26 protein-coding genes and 1 pseudogene are annotated in these 24,075 nt (G+C 51.9%); 5 read left to right on the top strand and 22 right to left on the bottom strand.

Annotated features, from left to right (window positions below; genetic code table 11):
* Nucleotides 1–89: 89 nt before the first annotated feature.
* A pseudogene (locus OCY70_RS00690) lies at nt 90–2,000 on the bottom strand (DrmE family protein).
* Between the two features lie 831 nt (nt 2,001–2,831).
* Nucleotides 2,832–3,125: a hypothetical protein gene (locus OCY70_RS00685; protein WP_213430184.1), complete on the bottom strand. Its 294-nt coding sequence runs from the start codon at nt 3,123–3,125 to the stop codon at nt 2,832–2,834.
* Nucleotides 3,126–3,245: 120 nt separating this feature from the next.
* On the opposite strand from OCY70_RS00685, the gene OCY70_RS00680 reads away from it, so the two are divergent.
* Nucleotides 3,246–3,461: a helix-turn-helix domain-containing protein gene (locus tag OCY70_RS00680; RefSeq protein ID WP_213430185.1), complete on the top strand. Its 216-nt coding sequence runs from the start codon at nt 3,246–3,248 to the stop codon at nt 3,459–3,461.
* A 35-nt stretch (nt 3,462–3,496) separates the two neighbouring features.
* On the opposite strand, the gene OCY70_RS00675 is transcribed toward OCY70_RS00680, so the two are convergent.
* The 4 genes from OCY70_RS00675 to OCY70_RS00660 all read right to left on the bottom strand — a co-directional run bounded on the left by OCY70_RS00675 (nt 3,497) and on the right by OCY70_RS00660 (nt 7,745).
* Complete coding sequence (locus OCY70_RS00675; protein ID WP_249725473.1) at nt 3,497–3,991, bottom strand: restriction endonuclease; 495 nt, start codon at nt 3,989–3,991, stop codon at nt 3,497–3,499.
* Between the two features lie 144 nt (nt 3,992–4,135).
* Nucleotides 4,136–5,272, bottom strand: coding sequence for a glycoside hydrolase family 18 protein (locus OCY70_RS00670; protein WP_213430186.1), 1,137 nt, complete (start codon nt 5,270–5,272; stop codon nt 4,136–4,138).
* A 4-nt stretch (nt 5,273–5,276) separates the two neighbouring features.
* Nucleotides 5,277–6,377 carry an acyltransferase gene (locus OCY70_RS00665; RefSeq protein WP_213430187.1) on the bottom strand — a complete coding sequence of 367 codons (1,101 nt, stop codon included), beginning with the start codon at nt 6,375–6,377 and terminating at the stop codon, nt 5,277–5,279.
* A gap of 18 nt (nt 6,378–6,395) precedes the next feature.
* Nucleotides 6,396–7,745, bottom strand: a complete 1,350-nt coding sequence (locus OCY70_RS00660; protein ID WP_213430188.1) for a glycosyltransferase — start codon at nt 7,743–7,745, stop codon at nt 6,396–6,398.
* A gap of 491 nt (nt 7,746–8,236) precedes the next feature.
* On the opposite strand from OCY70_RS00660, the gene OCY70_RS00655 reads away from it, so the two are divergent.
* Nucleotides 8,237–8,959, top strand: coding sequence for a glycosyltransferase family 2 protein (locus OCY70_RS00655; RefSeq protein ID WP_213430189.1), 723 nt, complete (start codon nt 8,237–8,239; stop codon nt 8,957–8,959).
* Between the two features lie 99 nt (nt 8,960–9,058).
* On the opposite strand, the gene OCY70_RS00650 is transcribed toward OCY70_RS00655, so the two are convergent.
* The 14 genes from OCY70_RS00650 to OCY70_RS00585 all read right to left on the bottom strand — a co-directional run bounded on the left by OCY70_RS00650 (nt 9,059) and on the right by OCY70_RS00585 (nt 17,631).
* Entirely contained in the window at nt 9,059–9,808 is a 750-nt protein-coding gene (locus OCY70_RS00650) for a CoA-transferase subunit beta (RefSeq protein WP_249725474.1), read from the bottom strand.
* On the bottom strand, nt 9,805–10,641 hold the full coding sequence (locus OCY70_RS00645) for a CoA transferase subunit A (protein ID WP_213430190.1): 837 nt from the start codon (nt 10,639–10,641) through the stop codon (nt 9,805–9,807). The genes OCY70_RS00650 and OCY70_RS00645 overlap by 4 nt, the downstream gene beginning before the upstream one ends.
* 12 nt (nt 10,642–10,653) lie before the next feature.
* The gene (locus OCY70_RS00640) at nt 10,654–11,985 is read right to left on the bottom strand and encodes a CoA-disulfide reductase (RefSeq protein WP_213430191.1); all 1,332 of its coding nucleotides are present in this window, start codon (nt 11,983–11,985) and stop codon (nt 10,654–10,656) included.
* Nucleotides 11,986–11,989: 4 nt separating this feature from the next.
* Complete coding sequence (locus OCY70_RS00635; protein ID WP_213430192.1) at nt 11,990–12,175, bottom strand: hypothetical protein; 186 nt, start codon at nt 12,173–12,175, stop codon at nt 11,990–11,992.
* Between the two features lie 12 nt (nt 12,176–12,187).
* Entirely contained in the window at nt 12,188–12,487 is a 300-nt protein-coding gene (locus OCY70_RS00630) for a EutN/CcmL family microcompartment protein (RefSeq protein ID WP_249725475.1), read from the bottom strand.
* Nucleotides 12,484–13,149: a phosphate propanoyltransferase gene (gene pduL / locus OCY70_RS00625; RefSeq protein ID WP_213430193.1), complete on the bottom strand. Its 666-nt coding sequence runs from the start codon at nt 13,147–13,149 to the stop codon at nt 12,484–12,486. The genes OCY70_RS00630 and pduL overlap by 4 nt, the downstream gene beginning before the upstream one ends.
* Nucleotides 13,133–13,357 carry a hypothetical protein gene (locus tag OCY70_RS00620; protein WP_213430194.1) on the bottom strand — a complete coding sequence of 75 codons (225 nt, stop codon included), beginning with the start codon at nt 13,355–13,357 and terminating at the stop codon, nt 13,133–13,135. The genes pduL and OCY70_RS00620 overlap by 17 nt, the downstream gene beginning before the upstream one ends.
* Before the next feature lie 31 nt (nt 13,358–13,388).
* Nucleotides 13,389–13,664, bottom strand: coding sequence for a BMC domain-containing protein (locus OCY70_RS00615; RefSeq protein WP_087440596.1), 276 nt, complete (start codon nt 13,662–13,664; stop codon nt 13,389–13,391).
* Between the two features lie 58 nt (nt 13,665–13,722).
* Nucleotides 13,723–13,998: a BMC domain-containing protein gene (locus OCY70_RS00610; RefSeq protein ID WP_087440595.1), complete on the bottom strand. Its 276-nt coding sequence runs from the start codon at nt 13,996–13,998 to the stop codon at nt 13,723–13,725.
* Nucleotides 13,946–14,548 (bottom strand): BMC domain-containing protein, encoded by a 603-nt coding sequence (locus tag OCY70_RS00605; protein WP_213430195.1) that lies wholly within the window; start codon nt 14,546–14,548, stop codon nt 13,946–13,948. Before OCY70_RS00605 ends, OCY70_RS00610 begins: the two co-directional genes overlap by 53 nt.
* Nucleotides 14,545–14,850 (bottom strand): BMC domain-containing protein, encoded by a 306-nt coding sequence (locus OCY70_RS00600; protein ID WP_213430196.1) that lies wholly within the window; start codon nt 14,848–14,850, stop codon nt 14,545–14,547. The genes OCY70_RS00605 and OCY70_RS00600 overlap by 4 nt, the downstream gene beginning before the upstream one ends.
* Before the next feature lie 76 nt (nt 14,851–14,926).
* The gene (locus tag OCY70_RS00595; protein ID WP_213430197.1) at nt 14,927–15,253 is read right to left on the bottom strand and encodes a BMC domain-containing protein; all 327 of its coding nucleotides are present in this window, start codon (nt 15,251–15,253) and stop codon (nt 14,927–14,929) included.
* Between the two features lie 51 nt (nt 15,254–15,304).
* Nucleotides 15,305–16,846, bottom strand: a complete 1,542-nt coding sequence (locus OCY70_RS00590) for an aldehyde dehydrogenase family protein (RefSeq protein ID WP_261944491.1) — start codon at nt 16,844–16,846, stop codon at nt 15,305–15,307.
* A 14-nt stretch (nt 16,847–16,860) separates the two neighbouring features.
* Entirely contained in the window at nt 16,861–17,631 is a 771-nt protein-coding gene (locus OCY70_RS00585; protein ID WP_213430203.1) for a class II aldolase/adducin family protein, read from the bottom strand.
* A gap of 378 nt (nt 17,632–18,009) precedes the next feature.
* Between OCY70_RS00585 and OCY70_RS00580 the strand changes: the two genes are divergently transcribed.
* From OCY70_RS00580 to OCY70_RS00570, 3 genes are all read left to right on the top strand, one after another.
* Nucleotides 18,010–18,771, top strand: coding sequence for a DeoR/GlpR family DNA-binding transcription regulator (locus OCY70_RS00580; RefSeq protein WP_213430199.1), 762 nt, complete (start codon nt 18,010–18,012; stop codon nt 18,769–18,771).
* 700 nt (nt 18,772–19,471) lie between these two features.
* Nucleotides 19,472–20,677 carry an IS4 family transposase gene (locus OCY70_RS00575; protein WP_261944490.1) on the top strand — a complete coding sequence of 402 codons (1,206 nt, stop codon included), beginning with the start codon at nt 19,472–19,474 and terminating at the stop codon, nt 20,675–20,677.
* 228 nt (nt 20,678–20,905) lie between these two features.
* A complete protein-coding gene (locus OCY70_RS00570; protein WP_213431090.1) occupies nt 20,906–21,355 on the top strand; it encodes a hypothetical protein in 450 nt (149 codons plus the stop codon).
* 368 nt (nt 21,356–21,723) lie between these two features.
* Here OCY70_RS00570 and mtnA read toward each other — a convergent pair whose 3' ends face one another.
* Complete coding sequence (gene mtnA, locus OCY70_RS00565) at nt 21,724–22,797, bottom strand: S-methyl-5-thioribose-1-phosphate isomerase (RefSeq protein ID WP_261944489.1); 1,074 nt, start codon at nt 22,795–22,797, stop codon at nt 21,724–21,726.
* Between the two features lie 30 nt (nt 22,798–22,827).
* Nucleotides 22,828–24,054 (bottom strand): S-methyl-5-thioribose kinase, encoded by a 1,227-nt coding sequence (gene mtnK / locus OCY70_RS00560; protein ID WP_213431091.1) that lies wholly within the window; start codon nt 24,052–24,054, stop codon nt 22,828–22,830.
* Nucleotides 24,055–24,075 lie beyond the last annotated feature (21 nt).

Here is a 24,075-nt window from a genome sequence, read left to right as displayed (position 1 = left end):
GATGGAACGCCGTGTGCGGTGAAAGTCGCATGCACGGTGTGGAGGTGGGGAAAAGGTGGCGAGCTATTCAAAGCCTTACCTATACCTATTCAGCAAGCCCTAATTAAATCCGTAACAACATGTAGACCATGAGACGCAGTGCAAAATGAAAACCATGATCCCGCATAACGAATCATTCTAGCTTGTACTGCCTCCGTCTTGTCTCCAGATGGAACTATGTACTGGGAATATGTAAGCTGATTCATCCTCAATTCAAAATCTTCAAATTCATTAACAGCCTTCGGAACTGTGGTAGTGACTTCAGGTTCCACCAATTTATCCCTTGTTTCTTTAATACTTACTTGCGGAAAATCACTATAGCGTACATTATAATTTTTATATTTACTCCATTTCCGTTTTGCAAATCTATACCATTCCATTTCATAAGAATAGAGCAAAAGAGTAATTTTGGAACTGTAACATGAGTTAATGATTTTAGTCATTTTCTCATAACCTAGCCAGCCACATACAATAATTTCAGTTGGTGAATAAGATAAATCTGACTCGATAATTTCCTTAAATGTATAAAAACTGATATTCGCCCTATTTTTCTGATTAACTATCCCCCCCCAGAAATCACGACAATCTTCAACTTCGTTCTTTTTATGCACCACCAGCGCTATACTATCCCATTCATCCGAAGTATTAAACCGATCTTTTAATAACGCAATTTTATGCCTCTTCTTATTAAATTTGTTTACATTAATACTAAGTAACAATTCCAAAGCAGTAGAAAAGAGTTTTTCTTGTTCTATAGGAATCCACAGCCTAGCGTGTTTTAGTTGTTGATTGAGAATTCTGAGTTTGTCTTCAAGCTCAGCCATCTTTGTCTCCGTCGGAACTCTAATCAATCGAGATAATTCAAGTACAATAAAAATAATTTTATTTAGCAAGCTATTTATTTGCTCATTGTTTTTGTCAATGATCTTTTCGATTTGCCAAATATGTTCCATGACTTGCTTAACTAATGGAAACTCACATTCCTTAACGGTTACTTCAAGTTTAGTAAAGTTACTCATCGCTTTATCAATCTGGTAGAAAACTGAATGTTTTTCAACAATAGATGTGGTGTTAGATAAATTTTTGTTTTCTTTGTTCCACTGCCAGATTCTAAATCCACGAACTTCAAGATGCTCAACCATGTCAATTTCAGATTGGTCGAGTATAACAACCACGGGAATATTATTCTCCAATATGTCATCATGTAGAATCTGCAGATTATTGATACAGCTGGACAATCCATCAATAATAACTGCTCCAGTTTTGCCAGGGTGATTTTCCAAATAGTAAGATGCCCTCTAAAAATCCGATGCTATTACTGCTACAGGATCAGATTCTGACTGATTAGATCCAATTACAGAAATTTCCCCATCTGTAGTTATTTTTCCCCAGTGGAATAACTCAATTGCTTTAATCCGGTTTATCAAGAGTTTATCAATCTTTTTTTCCGTTTCACCGATCTTTGAGATAAGCATTACATTTTGAATTGGTTTAACTATATTTTTCTTTTTAATATTGAGTAAAGAATTAAGAACATTCGAGTTTTCTACAGAAAAACATTCGTATGATAGATCTTCCATTTTATCCAGCTGTCTTTCACTCCGGATAATTCCCAGAGCTCTAACCACTCTGAAAGGAATCTTAGATATCCCGTCTCTGCATTTAACAATAATTTGGTCAGTAGAAATGTTTTTTCCGATATACTCTACAAGGCACCCATTCAACAAAATTTTTTGTTCTTTGGGAAATGAAATCCTCTCTAGCGAAACAAACTCATGCTTTTCCTTCAGGAGTTCAAGCCCACACAATACAGTAATCAAAACCGGGCTTTGAAATCTTCTCGGGAACACAACTGCTAGCCGATTATTTGCTTTTTCCATTATTGAATCAAATGAGAAGCTCGCACTCAATTTAACCAACGGGTGAAGAGCAAACTCAGTCGTATTATTCTCAGTTGACATGAAAATATCTTTTAGGAGATCGTTGGACTCCTGTGCGGTATTCTCCAGTACCGATATGACCATAGGTCCCTCCTTTGGGGTAATATAAATCACTACTGATCTGCACTAATAAATGAGTCTTATTGTCTATTGATTTTCGACAAAATACCAAAAATACCTCTTTATTAATGTTGAATATTATTACAAAATTGACAAACATATCGGAAGCTTTTTCAAATATAGACACGCCCACTTTCACGGATGGGAACCATCGTGCTCATTTCTCAAAGAACAAGCTCTTATGTTAACTGTGGATGATAGATTTCAAAGGGTTTCTAAGAAATCACTATAGCAAATAGCAATTTTAGAACTGAATATTCCCACAAACATCTTTCATCAGTTGTAAGGCACCGCACCCTTTACAAGATGGTGACTGTTAACATTTACCTTAACATTAAAAATCCTTAGGTACCAGTAACGATAATATGATAAATAATTCTTCACCAAAGATCTGAGAAAATCTTAGTTGTGAACATTTGTTAGAGCGCGTGATTTCACAGCAATTTATCCTTTGCTAAGGTAAATTGATATCACGAGTGGAATTTACAAGTAAATAGGTAATGTCATCAGACCAAACTCATAGGATATCCATCTACTCTTTCAAAGTATATATAGTTATATATTTGATTGATTTATCATTTTGATTTAGGAACGTAAGACTATATCTGAAGACTTATATAATATGTTTCGAGATTTTGGTAGAAGTTCCTCTTTCGATGTCGATTTATGATGCAAAATAAAAAGCTCAACAGTCTAGTGACCATTGAGCACATTGATTATGACTTTGCTCTGTTATTCATCCGCGTGTAAGTCCTGCTCTGATCTTTGGTGAAAAATCATCATCTTCACCCCGTCTTGAACCCCCTTAGCATAAAGCCAGCTCTTTTGAAGAGATGCGATCTGCTCGTGTAAAGCTAACAATTCACGATGTAATTTTTTCTCTCCCGCATTATCCAATTGGTCTATGAATAGATTCTCTAACTGATGTAATTTGTTCTTTAGGTGAAGGACATCATGTAACATCTCGGCGTTCCCTGTAAGCAGTTCAAGACGCTGACAAAGCGCTTCCTTAACCCAGTCTGGCATGATATTTCCTCCATTATTTCTTGTCCCTCTTTGTTATACGCATATGCGTACCAGGTCAAAACTTATTATATGGTACGTTGATGCGTATAGTCAAATCATGTAAGTTTGGGGGAACCAAAAATGGGCAAAAAAGTGGTAGTAAAAATTGCTGAGCTAACCACAAAACACGGAATTTCTCTGCGGGAATTGTCCCGCTTAGCAGATGTCCGCCATGCTGCGTTAAGTGAACTGTCGAATGGCAAACGCGCAAACATCAATTTCGCACATATCGAAAAAATCGCCGACGCGCTGGGCATCGACGATATTCGGGAGATTATTGATCTCCGTTCTTTTTAACTTTTCGTGGATCTCTGAATACGATTCGTGCTTCCTTACATTGGTTTTGTATTTCTGCACTTGGGGAAGCTGCTGCATCCATAAAATTTCCCGCGTGGCCCTTTGCGTACGACCAACAAGCTCCCACACCTAATACAAATATTATTATTTTGAACTGTATCCATTATGATCTGTTGTGGTTGTGGCACAGCCTCGGGATTCATTGCAAGAATCATATCAATAAGGGCCTGGCGGTCAATAAGGCGTACGCCATTGCTCCGGGCCAGCGTCATTGCCGCATCAGTATACTCTCTATTCGAAATAACCCATGCCTCGGAAGCTCCATAATAATTCATAGAGCTATGTACTTGTTGTACCGCCTCTATACCTACATTTTTATTATGACGCTTCGCTTGAACAACAATGGCTTTACCGTCTGTTTCGAGAACGAGATCGGCGCCATAATCCCCGGCTGCTCTTGTTACTTTGACTGAATACCCTTGAGATTGGAACAAAAGGTCGAGATAATGTTCAAATTGTATCCCATCCATCCGATCGATATCTTCTATTCCCGACAGCTTTAACCTTTTCCTCTTCCGCTCACTTTGAACGAGGAGAATAGCCAAGATTATACCGATGGTAATGCTCCCCGCAACAACAGCGATTTTTAGCGAATTACCAACTACATAACCCCATCACCTATTCAAATTCTCCCCCAAAAACTTCACAATCCCGTCCTCCGCGTCCTGCGAATATTCCCAGACCATCGCACCGCCCAGTTCTTTGGCTTTGATGTATTTCGCCTTTTCCGCCAGGGCCTCCTTGTCCTCATAGCTGATGAAGGTGTTGCCGTTATAGAGGTAGGCTGTCTTGGCCTGATCGTCGTAGTAGCGCTTATAGCCGTTTTTGTTCAAGTAGGATTTCTCGATCGTTTTGTAGCTGAGATCCGTTTTGTCGATATCGATCGGCTTGCCGGGAGTGAAGGCGCCGTCCGTCTTGCTCTTGACGTCCTTCCAGCCGTAGGAATAGGCAGGGACGCCGAGCAGCAGCTTCTTGCTGTCAATCTCATGGTCCAGGTACATCGTGATGACTTGATCGATGCTGTGCTTGGCTTTCTTCTCGCGATCCGGATACAGATTGGAGTTGTACCCGGTCGTGTCCGACCATCTGCCGGTGAAGTCGTAGGTCATGACGTTGATGTAATCGACGTATTTTTCGACTTGTTTGACCTCGACATTTTGGAAATACCAGTCCTGGGTGCCCGAAGCGAAGGTGAGCAGATACTTTTTGTTCTTGGGGTGCGGCAGCCGGTACAGCTTCTCCCGCAATTCCTTCATGAGACTCGTAAAATTTTGCGTATCCTCGGGGCGCGCCTTCTGCGTATTCCAAGCGTGGAACGCCGGATATTCCCAGTCGATATCGACGCCGTCCAATTCCAGCTCCTTCACCATATTGATAATGCTCTCGGTGAACAGATAGCGGTTGCCGTCCAGGGAAGCGTCAGAGAAGCCATCCGCGCCATAGCCGCCCACCGCCAGAACCATTTTGGTCTTCGGATTATGCTGTTTCAGCTTTTTAATGTTTTCTTTGATCTGATCATTGGTCGCCCCGTCTTCATGAAAATAAATATTCGTGCCATCGATCTTGGCAAAGGCGATAAACGCAATGTCCACATTTTTTTCCGACAGCTTGATATTCTTGTAATCTTTCCACGCTTCCACATAGACCGCGGTGACTTTGCGATCGTCCGCGCTCGAGATTTGATAGAAGTACAGGCCCATGCCGGCCAGCAGCACGACGATAAAGCACTTCGTCCACAGGTTTACTTTCATCGCTCTACCCTCTTCCGCCGAATAATACGTAGGTAACCACTTTATTGAGATTAAGCACCTTGACGGTGATATAGCTGATACTGAATATGGCTGCTATATTGACGAGCAGACTGATCGTCGCCTCCAGCACCGACGCCTGCACTTCCGTGCGGCCGGACACCAGCATTTCGATGAGCAGATGGATTAAATAGATGCTGAAGCTCGCCTTGGAAACCGAACTGATTAATTTCTGGATTTTATGATTCGCTTTTTCGCTCAGCCGCTCTTCCTTTTCCTTGAAGTAAATAAACATGCCGGCCGCCATGAAGAAGGTGGTGATGGAATAGTTGCCGTAGAACATCTCATCCAGCATGCCGTTCCGCTGCGAGACGAAATACGTCCCGACCGGTGTCAGGAAGAAGGAGACGATGCCGAGATTGAACACGATATTTTTCGCCCGCGGCGGCAGATCGTAATGAAAGAGATAATATCCCAAAATAAAATAGCCCAGAAACCCCATGAAAAAGGGGATGTTCATCATCGGAATGTCGATATACCGATCCGTAGCGCGAAAGACGGCATCGTAGAAAAAGCGATACGCGATACTGACAATAAACCACAGCAGCAGGTAATAACGGAGATCCCGTTCACTGCATGCTCTGATTAATTTGCTGATAAGGGGAACCGTCATGTAAATCGCGATAATCGCATACAGGAACCACAAATGCACATAGGATCTGTCCGTCAGCAGCCGGTAGCCGAAGTCGAGCACGAACTCGTAGGCGCTCATCTTGCTTTTTAAAATATAGTACTGATTGTACAAGCCATAAATGAGCGACCAGCTCACAAGCGGAATGAGCAAGGGCACGACCCTCTTTTTATAAAACTCCGGATAAGAAGGGATCTCGGTTCTCAGAATCATCGCCCCGCTAATCATGAAGAACACCGGAACGGCAAAGCGCGAGATCGAATTAAACAAATTGCTAATCCACCATGAGGAGGTGTTGAAATCATTCGAGCTGGTCAACAATTCCGCGGTAAAATGCAAAATAATGACGGCGATAATAGACAGAATTCGCAAGATATCCACATATAAAATCCGTTTATTGTGAAAAACGCTGCTCATGCATGCTCCCCCATTCCATTAATTTGATCCGGCAGCGATGTTCTGGCTAATCGCGGCGACGCCTTTGCGCTCGACGAAGCCCCAGCCTTCATCATTGTCAAAATATTTGAATGTCCCGGCAATATTAATGTAGAGCAGCAAATTCCGGTAAGTAAGCAATTCGTATTGACTGAACAGGAACATTTTCACATAGTCCTTGAAAGAATAAGTGCTGCCAAATTTTTTGCATAAGTACAAGGAGATAATGATCTGGGCCGCATTGAACACCAGGCTAATCAGCAGAAAAATAAGCGCATGAATGATATTTCCGCCTGCGATGAGAGCCTGGGCCACATAAAATAGCGTGGTAAACGCCGAGAAGGTGCCCAGCATAAAGCCGTCGATCGCAAAAAACAGGCTTACGCCAGAGGAAAATTGGTGCGACAGCTTCGACCAGTAGATTAAGATGCAGTCGACAAATGCTTTTTGCCAGCGAATGCGCTGCTTGTAGAAGTTGGGCAGGTTCTCCGGACATTCGGTGTAGCAGACCGCTTCCGGCGCATACACCAGCTTTTTCTTCAACTGCTTCGCCTTCATATACTCATGAATTTTCAACGTAATGTCGATGTCTTCCCCCACCGTGCTGCGGAATCCGTTCACCTGAATTAATATATCTTTGTAAAAAGCGCCGAATGCGCCGGAGATGACCACAATGGAATTAAAGACGGATTGCGTCAATTTGCGGACGTAGAAGCCGTGAATATAATTGATGATTTGGCTCTTAATAAGGCCTCTGCCCCGGAACCTCTCCACGATGACGCCGTTCTGCTTCTCTGCGCCCTGGACAATCTTGACCGTGCCGCCCAGCGCAATCACATCGTCTTGATGAAAGTATTGATTGACGTATTTCAACGCGTTCGCTTCCAGCATACTGTCCGCATCCAACGTAATCACGATCTCCGAAGCGGCGCAATCGATGCCCGCATTGAGCGAGTCCGCCTTGCCGCCGTTCAGCTTGTCGATAACAAAGATCTGAGGATACCGCCGGGAACGGTAAAATCCCTTGAGCGGTTTATAGGACAGCTTATGGTCCGCTTCCCGGTCATCCGGCTCCAATTCGAGCAGCTCGTCCAGCCTGGCGAAGGTGGCGTCCTTGGAACCGTCGTTGATGACGATGATTTCATAATTCTCATAATGCAGGCCCGTCATGGCATCAATGCAATTCTTGATCGTAAGCTCCTCGTTATAGGCGGGCACGAGCACCGAAATCGACTTTTCATCAAGATCGGGATTCAGCTTTTTCACCTTGCTGCACAGCAACGGAATGATCGTATACAGAAGTTGAAACACCAGAAACGTAACAGCTGTTCCATAAAAAACGTAATGCATGGCACCCACTCCTTTTTCTCTCTAACCTTCAGCTGATTTCTGGGTACAAGACTCGTTTTTTGAGGTCAGGGCCAAGGCTTCCTTGACCCCGATCTCAAAAAACGGGAACATCTCCTCTCGCCTCCTTAGTTTACAGATTACGCCATTTCTACTAATCAACCTATCCTAATTGGCATGCAAAAGTAAAACCGCATGAAGAACCAAGAAAACGAATACATTGCGGCTTTTCAAATTCAGACTTTATTTTGGGTCATTTTACCTCTAAATGTAATATTAATGTAAATGTTAAATATTTTTGTCCCTTATTATAATTGATGGGATAAATTTCTCTTTCGAAGGGATAAATTTCTTGAATCGGAAGCGACACGGAACAAGCCTATTTTCCTATTCGGCTCCTATTCCTTCTCAAAGCCACAAGCGGATTGGTTCGCGGCTGCATTGTATGTAGAAAAGCTCGGCTGAACCGGCAAGCACAGCAAGGAGGGAGATACGTGAGGTTTATTGTCGGCATTTTCTATGTCAATCGGTTGGACTTGCTGTACCGGGCGATAGGCAGCATTCGGCGCTATTGGCCGCACACGGTCGTCATTGACAATTCGCCGGGGCAGGAGCTGCGCTGCGCTCCCGGCTTGTCTTCCAGGGTTACGGTCTATGTCCCGCCCGTTCCCTTGTCGCACAGCCAGTCGCAGAACTTGCTGCAATATTGGGGGGCGGAACAGAAGTGCGATGCCGTATTATATATGCACAGCGACGCGGAAGCGCATGAGGGGACACCGGAAGCCTTTTTGGCTATTTTGAACCGTTGGCTTCAAAAAGGACACAAATGGGGCATCGCGTTTACCAATCTCGATACGCTGGCGGCATTCCGGATGGAGGCCGTGAAGGCCGCGGGACCGTGGGACACGGCGCTGCCGATGTATTTCTCGGATCAGGACTGGTACCGCAGGGTGCTCCTCTCCGGGTACGAGATCGCCCATACCGGCCTGGGCGTGACCCATCATAATGACGGGGCCTCAACGGTGAAGTCCGATCCCTATTTGACGCTGCTCCACCAGGTGACATTTCCGCTGTACCATAGCTACTATCAACGGAAGTGGGGCGGACCGCTGGGGCAAGAAACCTATATCCTGCCCTTCGGCCAATATCCGGTGAACCCGGTCCCGGACTATTTGAGCGATATCGGAGGAGAACCGGGGGATCATCATACGGTCTGACCGGCGCAAATAACCCGCAATTCCGGCCTCTCCTTTAGGAAAAGCCTGGCTTGCGGGTTGTTTTCATCATGGAAAATTGCGAGTTACGACACAGGAAGCTCAAAATTCGCTTGAGCGGTAATCGAACGGATCGATCTGCTTCAATACGCTTAGTTCTCTGGCTGTCGGCAGCGGAGTGAAGCGAAGCTCATCGTATTTGACCTCGAAACCGGTGTTCTGCACGACTTCCTCCAGGGAGGAGGTCGGATGAATGCTGTCGAGCATCAGCATCCCGTCCTTCATCGCGAACACGCATAGCGGGGTGACGATCCGCCATACATTGCCCCGTGTCGTCACGAAGCCGACCTTGTCGACGAAGGTGCGCCGATCATGCTTCGTCCGCCATATAATCGCCTTCTTCGCGGTCGGGATAAGCACGGCGCTCCCGGCTCCGCCAGGCAAGCGGACCTTCGGCTTATGGTAATCCCCGATGACGGAGGCGTTCACATTGCCCCGCCCATCGAACTGCACGCCGCCGAGAAAAGCGACATCCAGCCCGCCGCGCATCGACAGGTCGAAGACCTGATCCAGCGGAAAATACGCTTCCGCGCTGGCCAGCAAATCCGCCCCTGCGGACGAGTACGATGCCTTCTTAATGGAGGAAGGGTTGACGCCCCCCGGAATGTTCAGATGGACCAGATTGGGCGCATGAAGCTGCCGGGCCAGCATCATGGCGACCATCGGCATCTGCGATGACACCCCGTGAAATACCGTCTCCCCGTCCTGCAGCATGCGGGCCATCGCACAGACCATGATGTCGCTGACCCGTCCTTGTTGGGAAGCCGCTTGCGTTTGATTCGACTGATTCACCACTGGCCACCTGCCTTCATCCCGCTTCGATCCTTGCTGTCATAAGCCTGCACATACGCCTCAATCTCTGCCGCCGTCTTCATCTTCACGAACCGCTCCAGCATTTTGAAGTCCGGCTCATAGCTCTTATCGCAGGAGCATGGCGCCGCGCCGCGCGGAGCGTGAACGACGGCCTCGACGAGGAAGTGAGGAATATCGACGCTGTCGGGGCGCATTCGCATCTTGCTCTTCGGCACGATCTTCTCGGCCGTCAGGATGACCCGCTTGGCGGCGCGGCTCATGAGCGCATCCTCGAACTTCGGGCCGAGAATGACGGCGTTGCCGTCCTCGTCGCACTCCTGCACATGCAGCACGGCCACGTCAGGCACGATCGAGCGGACCACCGTGACAGGCTCATCTCCGAACGGATTCGGGATGACCTCGAAATAATCGTTGGCGGCGATCAGATCCCCCGCCTTCAAGCCGGCCACCGGCATGAACGGAGCGCCCGCGGCCGCCGCCCGCAAGGCGCAAATGACCGTATAGCACGCATGCTCATGCCCCTGCACCTCGCCTCGCTCCACCGCTGTGCGGTAATGCATCGCGAGTCCGTATTCGGTCTCGTAGCTGACGAAGCCCGCATCGACCGAATTCACGCAGCCTGCCGCGCACAGCAGATCGATATCATGCGCCCCCGCCGTCTTCACCAGCCGCAGCCGGCGCTTCCGCTGTCTCACCAGCTCCCGCACCATCGCCATCGGCGCGCGGTGGAGCACATTGCCGCCGAGAGCGAGGATGTCGCCGTCGCGCACCAGCGCGGCAGCTTCCTGGAGGGAAATTATTTTTCGACTCATTCGGTCCACCACCTATTTGATAGCATTGCATGCGATATGAACGGCATCCCAGACGCCGGCGAACGGCGGCGCGTAACAGAGATCGACCATGCCCATCTCCGCCGCCGTCATGCGGTTATGAATCGCGACCGCCAAAATGTCGATGCGGAGCACGACCCCTTTCTCCCCGATGCCCTGCGCGCCCAGCAGAACGCCGGATTTTTTCTCATAGATGAGCTTCAAATGAATCGGCGTCGGGTCGGGATAATACTTCGGATGATCGGCGGCGCTGACCCATACCGTTCCATAATCGATGGCCAGCCGCTTCGCGTCCTCTTCCGACAGGCCGGTGCGGCCGAGCTCAAGGCCCAGCACTTTGATCGCGGCGCTGCCCAGCGTGCCGATGAATTTCTCATGCTTGCCCAGCAGATTCAAGCCTGCAAGCCGCCCGCACTTGTTGGCCGTCGTGCCGAGGGGAATATACGTGTTCTCCTCCATGACGCGGCTGTATACTTCGGCGCAGTCCCCCGCCGCATAGATGTCCTCCACGCTTGTTCTCATCTCGCGATCGATAATAATGGCGCCGTTGCGGGCCAATCTTATTCCCGTCCCCTTCACGAAGCCGGTCGCCGGCTTGACTCCCGCCGACAAGATGACCATATCCGCCGGATAGACGCCCTTGTCCGTCCGTATGCCGGTCACCCGCTCCGTTCCGTCAATCGCCTCGACCCGCTCCCCGGTGTTCAGGCTGACGCCTTTGTCCGCCAATTCCCGGGAAGCGATTCCGGTAATCTCCGGGTCGAATGTCTTCAGGATGCGATCGCCCAGCTCGACGACCCGGACGCGCTTGCCGAGCTCGACCATCGCCTCGGCCACCTCGATGCCGATATAGCCGCCGCCTACGATGACCACGTCCCGCACGTCGGGCGAAGCGACCTTCTCCTTCAGCGCGATGCCGTCTTCCAGCGTCTTCAGCAGATGCACCCCCGGCACGTCCTTGCCCGGCAGAGGCGGCACGATCGGAACGGTCCCGGTCGCGATCATCAGCTTGTCGTAATGGTCGAGGAACACCTTGTTCTTGTCCAGATCCTTCACCATAATCCGCTTCGATTCGGGAACAATCTTCAGGACTTCATGCCGCAGGCGGGTCTGAATGCCCGCTTGCTCGAACTGCTCGCGGGTGCGCGCGATCATGTTCCGGTAATCGTCGTTCGCGCCCGACACATAATATGGCAAGCCGCAGGCGCCGTAAGAGAGAAAGCTCCCCTTCTCGTATACGACGACCTCCGCCTCCGGAGAGGTCCGCTTCACCTTGGATGCGGCGGACATGCCTGCCGCGACTCCGCCGATAATGATGATTTTCATAGGATCAGCCTCCTCCTTGCTGCATGGCGATAATGCGCGTTTCGGCCCGCTGCAGCGCCTCATCCGCGCTTCTCCCCCCTTGGAACGCCAATCCGATATAGTTCGCAAGCGCCCGCCTTCCGCGTTCACCTTGAACGCCGGGCGATGGGCCGCCGGATTGCCGATCCGCCAGTACCTTCGGTTCATTCATCGGAATTCCTCCTCACTCGGAAGGCGGGGCAGCGGCGGGAAGCGCGGGTTCGCTGTCGATAATGCCGACGACAAGCGCGTCGATCGGCGCCGGCTTCGTGAGCGCCTGCTGAATATTGCTGCCTTCTGCCACCAGCACGAGTTGATCGAGACCGGCTCCGATGGTGTCGGCCGCGACGATATACGCCTTCGGCTCGGTATAGCATAATTCAATGAGGAGAAGCTTGTAGCCCTGAAGCCCGTCATATTTGCGGGAGGAAATCATATTGCCCACCACTTTGCCCATCTTCATCGCCATAAGCCTCGCTTTCACCGCAATATTTCCAACGCGTCTCCCTGCTTGATGCCGAAGGCATTGGAATCATCCGTATCGATGTGCATTTCCAGCGCGTAATCCTCCCGCACCTTGATCGATACGCGATCCATGGTGCCGCCTTTGTCGCCCGGCACCTTCACCTGCACCTTCTGCCCATGCCGCACGCCATACGCACGGGCATCGGCAGGCGTCATATGAATATGGCGCTCGGCGATGATGCACCCTTGCGCCAGCGTCACGGCGCCGTGCGGACCGACGAGCTGCACGCCCGGTGAGCCTTGGATCCGGCCCGACTCGCGAACGGGCGGTTGAAGGCCCAGCTTGCGCGCCTCGCTGGCCGCAATCTCCACCTGCGTATGCTTGCGGAACGGCCCGAGAATGCGGACGTTCTCCATCGTTCCCTTCGGGCCGACAACCGTGACTTTCTCGTTCGCCGCGAATTGGCCGGGCTGAGAAATATCCTTGAACTTGGTCAGCGTCTTGCCCGGGCCGAACAGCAGCTCCATATCCGCTTGCGACAGATGCACATGACGCGCAGAGACGCCGACAGGCACGAAGCGGAGCGGCTCACGGGCAGGAGCCAAGCCGCAGCGTTCCAGTTCTTCCATCACCAACTGCGTAATATAATCCGTCAGTTCCTTATTAACCTGTTCCGTCATATTTATCACCGCCATGATGGCTTGCCAGGCAGGATGCAGGCTCTCGGCAGACGCGGGATGACTGCTCAACCGCGAATTCTCCTGCGCTCTGCGCGCTTCCGCTCCGGCTTCCCGCATCGCATCGGCCGGGTTCGATTGCCGCCGCCAAGCCGCTTGTCTCGCCCCATTCCTGAGGCTTCCTTCCTGCCCAGCCTTCTTCTTGCAGCATGAATGGATTGTCCCAATGACCGTTATCCCGCTTATTTCAGGGAAGGGAGAATTTTCAGCACATCGCTGTGCGGACGAGGAATCACATGCGCCGCCACCAGCTCGCCCAACCGCTGCACGGCTTCCGCGCCAACCTCGGTCGCGGCCTTGACCGCGCCGACATCGCCGCGTACGATGACCGTCACCAGTCCGGAACCGATTTTCTCCGTGCCCACAATCTCCACATTCGCCGCCTTCAGCATCGCATCCGCCGCCTCGATCGCCGCCGTCAAGCCTCTCGTCTCGATAATTCCCAATGATTCGTTCATTTGGATAGCCTCCTTGTGGATATGAAAATGAAGTTCAATGACTCCGGCCTTGCCCGTCTTACTTCCCTGCGGCAATCAGCTTCGCCACATCGCCATGCGGACGCGGGATGACATGAACGGCTACCAATTCGCCCACGCGCTGCGCCGCCTCGGCTCCGACCTCCGCAGCGGCCTTGACTGCGCCGACATCGCCTTGAACCATAACCGACACGAGTCCGGAACCGATTTTCTCCGTGCCCGCAATCTCCACATTCGCCGCCTTCAGCATCGCATCCGCCGCTTCAATCGCCGCCGTCAAGCCTCTCGTCTCCACAATCGCCAATGCTTGGTTCATCTCGTTGCTCCTCCTTCATCTTATTCTTCTCCACCGCGGCCGGCCGGGAAGCTTTCCGCGTTGACGGGGTCTTCGTTCCGGCTCGTGCAGCCGGCCTGGCCTCCGCATCGGCAGCCGGATCCGGCTTTGCCTTCGGTTCGCTGACGGCCTGCTCCGAAGATGATGCCTTGCCTGCGTCTAAGGCCGTTTCCGCTGCTGCCTTGGCTGCGTCCCATGCCGCAGCAACCGCCGCTCCCGCAGACCCGGCACACTCTTCTTTCCCCGCCTTCGCAGACATAACGAACTTCATGATCTCCGCATGAGGATTCAGGATGACCGCCGCATGAGCGAGCGGATTGACCGCTTTGCCAGCGCAGACCGCCTTGGCCGCTTCCACCGCCGCCTTCACGTTGGCGACATCGCCGCCGATGATGATCGTCACCAGCCTGCCGCCCAAGGCCTTCTCGCTGGCGAGCCATTCCACCTGGGCCGCCTTGCTCATCGCATCGGTCATCTCCAGCGCCGTCGCGAAATAGCGGGCCTCGATTACGCCAATCGCATCGTATGTCATTGTCGGCTTCCCTCCGTTTCAGTGCGCGGCAGCAGCTCGGCGAGCCCGTCATCCGGATTGTTGATGACATGGACGGCGACAAGCTCCCCCGTATTCTGCGCTTCCAGCGCGCCGATCTCGAGTGCGGCCTGAACGGAATCCAGCTTGCCCTGAATGAGCACCGTCACGATGCCCGCTCCCGATTTTTCCATGCTCAATACGGTAATATAAGCGCATTTCATCATCATGTCCGCCGCGCGGATAGCCGGGGTGATGCCTATCGTTTCTATCATGCCAAGAGATTGCTTCCCTTCGCGCTTCATGCCGCCCCCTCCCCTTCATGCCGGGAAGCCCGAGCCTGTTCCTGTCCATGGCCGGACATGGACGCCGGCTTCCCGTCTATCTCACCGCTACTTTGCCCTGCTTCAGCAAGGAGGCGATGCCAGGGCTGCCTGACGTAATGCATTTCGTAATCACTTGATCCTCGCGCAAGTACGTCAAGGCCTCTTCCCGTGCCGCCCCGAGCGCTGTCTGCACATGGCTGACCGTGCCGCTGAATTTCACCTGAACCATCAGCGGGATCGACGTCTCCATGTTCTCCGGCGGGTTATTCGCGTCAATTCCTAGAATATGCACGTCAGCCGTCTTGCAGGCTTTGTCCATCACCGCCAGGGCCACGCTGTAGCCTTGAACCTCCACGAATCCCAATGCTTTGCCGTCTGCCATCGTCATCTCCCTCTCTTGCCCGGGATTGTTCCCGAATTGAGGTGTTCAGGTTCAGCGCTCCGCAAGAACGCTTCGCATCTTCCGCGTGAACGTGCGGGCCGATGTCAAGCCTTCGCCCGTCGGCCCGGCGATCGTCATCGTCGTGAAGCCTTCTCCGCCTGAACCGACACCCGCGAGCGACGAGGCGTTCTTGACGAAGATCGTCGTGCCGATCGCGCGCTCGAAGGCGGCGAGATTCACCACATTCGTGGAATGCATCAATGCCGTATGCCGATTGCCGTGCTCCGCCAGGACGGCCAGGCGAATCGCCTCCTCCAGATCGCTCACGCGCACGATAGGCAGTATCGGCATCATCTGCTCCAACTGCACGAACGGATGCCCGAAGTCGACCTCGCAGATAAGCAGCTTGACCTCCTTGCCGGGAACGACTCCGATCTTCTCCAAAAACAAAGCCGCATCCTTCCCAATCCACTCCTTCGCAGTGTGGTATTCGCGCTTCGCATCGAGCGAGCAGCCTCTGGCGGTCCCGCTCTCGTTCGCTTCCAGCGCAAAGCTCATCACCTGTTCCAGCTCGCGGTCGTCCAGCCGGTATGCGCCGTGATTCAGCATGTGGAACAGCAGATCGTCCGCCACCTTGTCCACGACGAACACCTCCTTCTCCGCAATGCAGAGAATGTTGTTCTCGAAGGAAGCGCCCGCGATAATTTCTTTGGCGGCCCGCTCGATGTCGGCGGTGTCATCCACAACGACGGGAGGATTGCCCGCGCCCGCGCCGATCGCTTTCTTGCCCGAGCGCAGCAGCGCTCTCACCAATCCGGGTCCTCCTGTTCCTACGAGCAGGTGCACCTTCGGCGATTGCGCAATCGCGTCCAGCGTGTCCTTGGTCGGTTCCTTCACCATCGTGACCAGGTTTGCCGGCCCGCCCGCCTCTTGCACCGTCCGGTTGATCATTTGGACCGCGTAGGCGCAGCAGGCCTTGGAGGACGGATGCACATTGAAGACGACCGCATTCCCTGCCGCCAGCATCCCGATCGCGTTGTTGATCACCGTCTCGACCGGGTTCGTCACCGGCGTTACGGCGCCGATGACGCCGAACGGGCCTTCCTTCACCAGCGTAAGTCCGTCATCTCCTGTAAACGCTTTCGAAATCAAGTCTTCAGTACCGGGCGTCTTGGTCGCGGTCAGCTCCAGCTTGGCGATTTTATCTTCATAGCGGCCGAGCTTCGTCTCCTTCCAGGTCATGCTCGCCAATACGTCCTTCTGCTCGAGCGCCGCGCGGCGGATGGCGGCGATGAACCGCTCCCGATCCTGCAGATTGAACTGCCGGACATAGGCCGCCTGCGCCTCGGAAGCCGCATCAATGGCTGCTTCCGCCTCGGCGAAGACGCCCCATTCGCCTCCCTTCTCCTTCTCCTCAGGCGAACCGCCCGACTCCTGCGCTTCCGGCCGCGCCTGCCCGGCCTCCGCATGCCCGACGGCCGCGTGCTTGGCTGCCCTCTGCCCGGCCCGGCCTCCCGGCAAGCTCTGCTCGATATTTTTCAACACGCCTTGAATAATGCTCTGGATATCCGATTCCGATAGCTTGATGCCCACTTCGTTCACCCCTTCTATTGAAGCTTCTGAAGCACTTGTTCCGTGACTCTGGCGACAATCTGACTGATGATTTCTTCCTTGTCGGCTTCGCTCATGGGGTGCGCTTCCCCGCGGCTCGGGCTCGGCTTCACTGCCCCCTCCGGCTTGCAGGTTGGCGTCCCTCCGCTCTGAATGCCCATCTTCTTGCGAATCTCGATGAGGTCGGACACTTGACTGCAGTTCAATTCATTCGCTTGCTCGATGATTTTGCCGGAGTACATCAGCATCAGCGCGTAATGCTCCAGCGACTCCAGGCGGTAATAGGCTTCGATGATGTCCTTGCCCCAGGTCAACGCGCCGTGATTGGCCAGCAGCACCGCATTGTAATCCTTGCAGAACGGAGCGATCGAGTCCGGCACCTGCTGCGTCCCCGGCGTCGCATACGGCGCGACCGGGACGGTTCCCAGAATGACAACCGCCTCCGGAGATACGGCCTGATCGAGATCGATGCCGGCAATCGCGAACGAGGTCGCCACCGGCGGATGCGCGTGCGTGACCGCGCGCACGTCCGGATTCTCCGCATAGACCCGCAAATGCATCTTAATCTCGGAAGACGGCTTCCGGTTGCCGGCCAGCACCTTCCCGTCCAAATCCAGCTTGACGAGCATGTCCGGGGTCATGAACCCTTTGCTTACTCCTGTCGGCGTGGCCCAGATCGTGTTGGGACCGGTTTTTATCGTAATATTCCCGTCGTTGGCAGCCACGAAATTTTTGAGGTACATTCTTCGGCCGATTTCACAAATCATTTTTTTCGCTTCAAAATCAGAATAGTAGGGTGTTGCTTGGGTTACCACGATGTCACCTCCTGTAGATTCCCATAATGCACATGCCTGAGTGAGGTTGTTCAAAAAGTCCGCTTTCGAACACGTCCTTTATGTGATTCATTTTCCTACTTCATACGTTGTTTGTCAATGTTTTATTTTGACTCTTATTGTTTTATGTTTGTTTTCTGCGTGCAAAATTCATCATTCTTCTACTTTTTATTCTATACTCAGATTGAACCAGGTCCTTATCGGCACACAAACGATAACCAAACCATAAAACGCAGTACTTTTATCAGGAGAAAAGTATGTTATACTTAATGGAAAACAATAAAATGTCTGTTTTCAGGAGCGAATAGATACATGTTACCAGTAGCCAGAAAAGCCAAAATCAAAGAAATCATTATGGAGCAGAAGAGCGTGACCGTCGCCGCGCTCACCTCCCTGTTCAACGTGACGGAAGAAACGATCCGCCGCGACTTGAAGCATCTGGAGGACGAGGGCGTTCTAATACGTACATACGGGGGAGCCTATGTTCCGGACGGGGTGCAGAATGACGTGAATGTCAACCTGCGGGAGCATATCCACGTCGACGGCAAGAAGCGCATGGCCGAACGGTGCGCGGAATTTATCGCCAACGGCGACTCCATCTTTTTGGATGCGTCGACGACGTCGCTTTATATTGCGCAGCAGTTGGAGAATAAGCGCATCACGGTCGTCACCAATTCGCTCAAAATCGCCAACGCCCTGATCGATAACAGCAACGTCCATCTCGTCATGATTGGCGGAGGCATCTCTTCCAGCTCCATGTCCGCGCTCGGACGGAACGCCGAGCTGAACATGAACAGCTATTTCTTCGACCTGGCCTTCATCTCTTGCCGCTCCGTCAGCATGCAGCACGGCATCACCGATGCGAATGAGCAGCAGGCGGAGGTGCGCCGGCTCGCGGTCGAGCGCGCGAACAAGGTCTATCTCGTCGCGGACTTCACGAAGTTCGACCGCACCTCCTTCGCCAGCATTTGTCCGCTTGATCGTATCCATACGCTCATCACCGACAAGACGCTGGGAGAGGATTGGCACGAGTTTCTCGATTCGCGCAATATCTCGCTGCATGAATGCGTATGAAAACCTCGCTGAATAAAGGTGCATGAGGCAGCTCAGGCGGCGATGCCGCTGAATCCAACAGAAGCCAACTCAAGAATCAATGCCATGAATTAATGCCAAGAACCAATGACGGGGAGAAGCAGAACTAGAAATACAAAGAGAAGTACAACGAGTGAATTACAAAGAGAATTACAAATAGAAGTACAAAGAGACTTACAAAGAGACTTACAAAGAGAATTACAAATAGAAGTACAAAGAGACTTACAAAGAGAAGTACAAAGAGACTTACAAAGAGAAGTACAAAGAGAAGCAGCACAAAAAAGCCAGACTCATCAGAGCCTGGCTCAGACTGTCGACATCCCCCTGTCGACAGTTTCTTTTTCTTGGGAAGAGGGCGGGGCCGGGGAAGGCAGGACAGGTTAGGGCAAGCGGTTCCCCGCATGCAACAATCTGATCCGGTGTGCAGCAAGCTGAACCCCGCATGAAATTGCTGCACAGGCGCAGCATTTTTAGCCTCAAGAGGCTAAATTCCGAGAAAATCCTGCAAAACTACATCATTTCGCCACTAGCCTTGCACCAAACCTGACATGAAAAATATATTTCTCATTAATTACTTTTTCTTCAATTTATTGATCGATTATATCTGGTAACTCATAAAAAAATCTCCTAATGTTGAAGGATAGGCATGTTACCCATTCCCTCACCAAAAGGAGAAAAGACCATGGGTAATATACCAGATCAGACCGTCATTTGTAAATGCCTAAATTTGATTCAGCTCTCGGACGACGAATTCCCAATCTTCAATTATCGACGAAAGTTTACACTCGTGAGAGCGATCAAACTACTCATTGATGCTCAATTGAATAAACGCACGGACCTCGAAGATATCTGCAACGCGTTGCGTGCGAACGAACAGCTGCAGCAGGCGATCCACTTGAAATCCATTAGCGCTTCCCAACTCGTACGTACACTCAGAGCGTTGCCTTTACCGGTGTTGCAGCAGCTATGGATTCAAGTGACACAACGTTTGCAACAACTTTATCCGAAGCAGGGTATCCCCGGCATCGGGAAACTGAGCATTGTCGATTCAACGGTACTTACACTCCCTGATGTCGCTGGAAAATGGGCCTACTGCTCCAAACACAGCAACGGGGTAAAGATCCACACCAAACTTGCTGTTTGCGACCCGGATACCGTCTATCCCGAAAACATTGTTTGTTCCACACGAGGCGTTGCTGACAGCGAAGTGGCTTTGGATCTGGTGATCGATAAAGATGCCATTCATGTTTTGGATCGCGGGTACATCACATATGGTCACTATAAGCAGTGGCTGGATGATAATCTACGCTTCGTGGCACGCATTAAGAAAAGCAACAAGACGGCGATCATCTGCGAGCACGAGATCGATGAAACGACGCCTGTGGTGCGTGATGCTGACGTGATCGTGAGCTACAAGGATGAAGAAGGCCATGTGATAGAAGCCCAGCTCCGGTTAGTGGAGTATACCGATGAGAAGAACCGCCAGTACCGTGTGCTTACGAATGTCTGGGATAAGTCCGCAGCCCAAATCTGCGAGATTTATCGGCGCCGCTGGATGATTGAATTATTCTTTAAATGGATGAAGCAACATATGAGCTTAGTCCATTTGTACAGTTTCCATCCAGAGGCAGTATGGAACCAGATTTTTTTAGCCTTCATCGCATATGGTTTAGTCATGTTGGTCCGGAAGGAGGCTGACACCACTCAAACGCTATGGTCATTTCTAAAGCTGCTTCGGGTCTATATGAATAAAACGTGGGATCAATTTTTGATGGCACTGCACCGCAAACCAACCAAGCACTCGAAGGGCAGGCGGAAGAAACGAAAGGGTGGTCGACCACGAAAACACCCAAAGCAATGTAAGACCGTTAAAGTGGTGATTAAATAGGTAATAATGGCATATTAACATTTGATGGTAACATGTTCCTATGGTTTAGTAGGAGATCGACTTTTGGCTTTGCTAGGAAAAAAGAAACTGTAAATATATATAAATAATGATTATTAGTTCCGTATCTGGAGTTTAAAGTCTTCTTCATGTCAGGTTCTATGCAACGCTAGTGTCATTTCGCCACTTTGAATGCTATCTACGCCCTGCCGTAGGAGAATTGCTGTATTTTTGCAGCAATCCTATTTTCGCAACCTCGTGCAAATGAAATTGCTGCATTTTTGCAGTATTGATGGAGCTGATGAACGGGGATGCGAGAACGTTACAGCTTCGATGGAGCTGATGAGCGGGGATGCGAGAGTTGTTACAGCTTCGATGGAGCTGATGAACGGGGATGCGAGAGATTTACAGCTCGGTGGAGCTGATGAACGGGGATGCGAGAACGTTACAGCTTCGATGGAGCTGATGAGCGGGGGTACGAGAGTTGTTACATCTGCTTCAGTGGAGCTGATGAACGGGGATGCGAGAGTTGTTACAGCTTCGGTGGAGCTGATGAACGGGGATGCGAGAGTTGTTACTGCTTCGGTGGAGCTGATGAGCGGGGATGCGAGAGTTGTTACTGCTTCGGTGGAGCTGATGAACGGGGATGCGAGAGATTTACAGCTTCAGTGGAGCAGATGAGCGGCGATGCGAGAGTTGTTACTGCTTCGGTGGAGCTGATGAACGGGGATGCGAGAGATTTACAGCTTCAGTGGAGCAGATGAGCGGCGATGCGAGAGTTGTTACTGCTTCGGTGGAGCTGATGAACGGGGATGCGAGAGACGTTACAGCTTCGGTGGAGCAAACAACTAGAGCGATGAGTTCCTGGGGCGCTCTCCGAATCCGGATTATTTGCTGGGCATGAAAGACCGGTCCATCTCTACTTTCTCTGTCGTATTTGCAATATGGATAAAAAAACGCAAAGAACTCCCGCGGTTCCAGTCTTTCGCGGGAGTTTGTCTTCAATCTGAGCCAGACTCATCAGAGCCTGGCTTTTTCATATCTTCGGTTTAAGTGCCCGATGCTTGCTTCGCGAACATGGCGGGCAGACTGTCGGCGAACGGCGGATAAGATATGCCGTGCTGCGTAATGATCGCCGTAATATGCTCGTGATCCGTCACATCGAAGCACGGGTTATAGACGTTGACCCCTGCCGGCGCCATCGGCTTTTCATACCACTTGCTCGTAATCTCTTCATCCGGACGCAGCTCGATATGAATGTCGTCGCCTGTCGCGCACTGCAGATCGACCGTGGACAACGGCGCGCACACATAAAACGGAATGCCGTAATGCTTCGCCAGAATCGCCACCGCCAACGTGCCGATCTTATTGGCGGTATCCCCGTTGGCAGCCACGCGGTCGCAGCCGACCAGGACGGCTTGAATCTTGCCTTCCTTCATCACGATGGAGGACATGTTGTCGCAGATGAGCGTGACATCGATGCCCGCTTCCTGCAGCTCCCAGGCCGTCAGCCGCGCGCCCTGCAGCAGCGGTCTCGTCTCGTCGGCATACACCTTGAAGCCGTATCCCTGCTCCTCTCCCAAATAGATGGCCGCCAGCGCCGTGCCGTATTTGGCCGTCGCAATCGCCCCCGCGTTGCAGTGCGTCAGGATGCCCCAGCCCGGCTCAAGCAGCGACAAGGCATGGCGGCCGATCTGCTCGCAGACTTGCTCGTCCTCGGCCCGGATCGCTTCCGCCTCCTGCCGCAGCGCTTCCTTGATCTCGGCGATGCTTCCGCCCTGCTCCCGCCGGAAGCGCGCCTCCATCCGATCGAGCGCCCAGAACAGGTTGACCGCCGTCGGACGGGAGGAAGCCAGATACTCCTTGACCCGCTTGAAATCCTCGGCCAGCGCTTCCTTCGTCGCGGCTACCGAAGCCTTGACGCCCAGATACAGGCCGTATCCCGCCGCAATGCCGATCGCCGGCGCGCCGCGCACCTTCAGATGGTAGATCGCGTCCCAAATATCCTTCAATTCCTTCAGCTTGAGAAATACCTTCTCGTTCGGCAGCACCGTCTGGTCCAGAATGACCAGCGTATCGTTCGCGTCATCCAACGTTACCGATTGAATCATTGTCGCTGTCATGCCGTTGTCTCCCATCGTCCCATGACCTCCTTATCTGCTGTACACTTCGCCAGCGGCGGTAATGACCTTCATGAAATCCGTCCCGTTCTTCATCAGACGGCGCTCCATAATGAACCGCTTGCCCATGACGATGCACATCTTCTCCGCCCGTGCCCGCGCGTTCGCGTCCGCAATCGACGTCATATCCTTGACATGTGCGAGGCCGAGCGTCCGCCGGCACAGCTCCAGCCCGGCAACTCCTGCCGCATCCCGCAAAATCGTCTCCAGATAATACTGATCGAAGCCTTTGTAAGAAGCGCATGGATCCGTCGCGAATTCCTTCCACGCCGCCAAAAATTTCGCTTTGAACAAATCAATCATATCTTGAATCGTTGACAGGAGCCACTCTTTTTGCCGCTCCTTCTCCGCGCCGTCCTCCATGACGCTGTCCGCATGGACATAGGCGAAAATCAAGTTGGCGACGACATTGCCCACATCGTAGCCGGCCGGGCCGTAGAAGGCGAATTCCGGGTCGATCACCTTGGTCGAATCCGGCTTCACGAAGATGGAGCCCGTATGCAGATCGCCGTGAATCAGCGACTGGGCATTGGTCATGAATTCGAACTTCAGCTTCGCCGTCTCCAGGAGCAGCGCTTCGTCCTCCCACAAGTATTCCTTCACGAACGGGATCAGCGGCGGGAACACATCATTGCGCGGGCAATCGCAAAACGGCTCGGTATAGACGAGATCCTCGGTTATCTCGCACAGATCCGGGTTGATGAACTCCTTCACCCGCTCCTTCTTTTCTTTATGATTCATGACGACATCCGATGTCAGCAGCAGCGTATTGACCATGAAGGTCGAGATATGCTCGGCGAACAGCGGGAACTGCTTATGCTTCAGCAGGGCGGCGCGAAGGATCTCATGATCGGACAAGTCCTCCATGACGCAGCAGTTCATGACCGGATCATACTTGTATACTTGCGGCACCAGCCCCGGAGCCAGTTCATGCTCGATGCGCAAAATATCGCTCTCGATCCGGTTCCGGTCCGGCGACACCTTGAACTCATCCGAGATGCGGGCGACCGGCCCCGCCTGCTTGATGATGAGCGAGCGCCCCGTCTTCTCGTCCGCGACCCGGAACACATAGTTGAGATTGCCGTCGCCGATTTCCTTGCAGGACAGCCCGGCATCCCGATCGAAGTAATCAAGCTGGCCGAGGGCGTATTGAATGACATCGCTTTCGGTCATCGTGAAATACGTCTTGAATTCGCTCATTTCGATCTCCTCCTGCACCCG

The organism is Paenibacillus melissococcoides, assembly GCA_944800085.1.
In the GTDB taxonomy this organism is placed as follows: domain Bacteria; phylum Bacillota; class Bacilli; order Paenibacillales; family Paenibacillaceae; genus Paenibacillus_B; species Paenibacillus_B melissococcoides.
The sequence above is the reverse complement of the archived record's forward strand: the minus strand, read 5'-3'. Positions and strand labels throughout refer to the sequence as shown.

Coding starts and splice junctions, on each gene's coding strand:
- OCY70_RS00685 (WP_213430184.1), bottom strand. CDS start 3,125: ATGCCAGACTGGGTTAAGGAAGCGCTTTGTCAGCGTCTTGAACTGCTT.
- OCY70_RS00680 (WP_213430185.1), top strand. CDS start 3,246: ATGGGCAAAAAAGTGGTAGTAAAAATTGCTGAGCTAACCACAAAACAC.
- OCY70_RS00675 (WP_249725473.1), bottom strand. CDS start 3,991: ATGGATGGGATACAATTTGAACATTATCTCGACCTTTTGTTCCAATCT.
- OCY70_RS00670 (WP_213430186.1), bottom strand. CDS start 5,272: ATGAAAGTAAACCTGTGGACGAAGTGCTTTATCGTCGTGCTGCTGGCC.
- OCY70_RS00665 (WP_213430187.1), bottom strand. CDS start 6,377: ATGAGCAGCGTTTTTCACAATAAACGGATTTTATATGTGGATATCTTG.
- OCY70_RS00660 (WP_213430188.1), bottom strand. CDS start 7,745: ATGCATTACGTTTTTTATGGAACAGCTGTTACGTTTCTGGTGTTTCAA.
- OCY70_RS00645 (WP_213430190.1), bottom strand. CDS start 10,641: ATGAGTCGAAAAATAATTTCCCTCCAGGAAGCTGCCGCGCTGGTGCGC.
- OCY70_RS00640 (WP_213430191.1), bottom strand. CDS start 11,985: ATGAAAATCATCATTATCGGCGGAGTCGCGGCAGGCATGTCCGCCGCA.
- OCY70_RS00635 (WP_213430192.1), bottom strand. CDS start 12,175: ATGAATGAACCGAAGGTACTGGCGGATCGGCAATCCGGCGGCCCATCG.
- pduL (WP_213430193.1), bottom strand. CDS start 13,149: ATGACGGAACAGGTTAATAAGGAACTGACGGATTATATTACGCAGTTG.
- OCY70_RS00620 (WP_213430194.1), bottom strand. CDS start 13,357: ATGCTGCAAGAAGAAGGCTGGGCAGGAAGGAAGCCTCAGGAATGGGGC.
- OCY70_RS00615 (WP_087440596.1), bottom strand. CDS start 13,664: ATGAACGAATCATTGGGAATTATCGAGACGAGAGGCTTGACGGCGGCG.
- OCY70_RS00610 (WP_087440595.1), bottom strand. CDS start 13,998: ATGAACCAAGCATTGGCGATTGTGGAGACGAGAGGCTTGACGGCGGCG.
- OCY70_RS00605 (WP_213430195.1), bottom strand. CDS start 14,548: ATGACATACGATGCGATTGGCGTAATCGAGGCCCGCTATTTCGCGACG.
- OCY70_RS00600 (WP_213430196.1), bottom strand. CDS start 14,850: ATGAAGCGCGAAGGGAAGCAATCTCTTGGCATGATAGAAACGATAGGC.
- OCY70_RS00595 (WP_213430197.1), bottom strand. CDS start 15,253: ATGGCAGACGGCAAAGCATTGGGATTCGTGGAGGTTCAAGGCTACAGC.
- OCY70_RS00585 (WP_213430203.1), bottom strand. CDS start 17,631: ATGATTTGTGAAATCGGCCGAAGAATGTACCTCAAAAATTTCGTGGCT.
- OCY70_RS00580 (WP_213430199.1), top strand. CDS start 18,010: ATGTTACCAGTAGCCAGAAAAGCCAAAATCAAAGAAATCATTATGGAG.
- OCY70_RS00575 (WP_261944490.1), top strand. CDS start 19,472: ATGGGTAATATACCAGATCAGACCGTCATTTGTAAATGCCTAAATTTG.
- mtnA (WP_261944489.1), bottom strand. CDS start 22,797: ATGACAGCGACAATGATTCAATCGGTAACGTTGGATGACGCGAACGAT.
- mtnK (WP_213431091.1), bottom strand. CDS start 24,054: ATGAGCGAATTCAAGACGTATTTCACGATGACCGAAAGCGATGTCATT.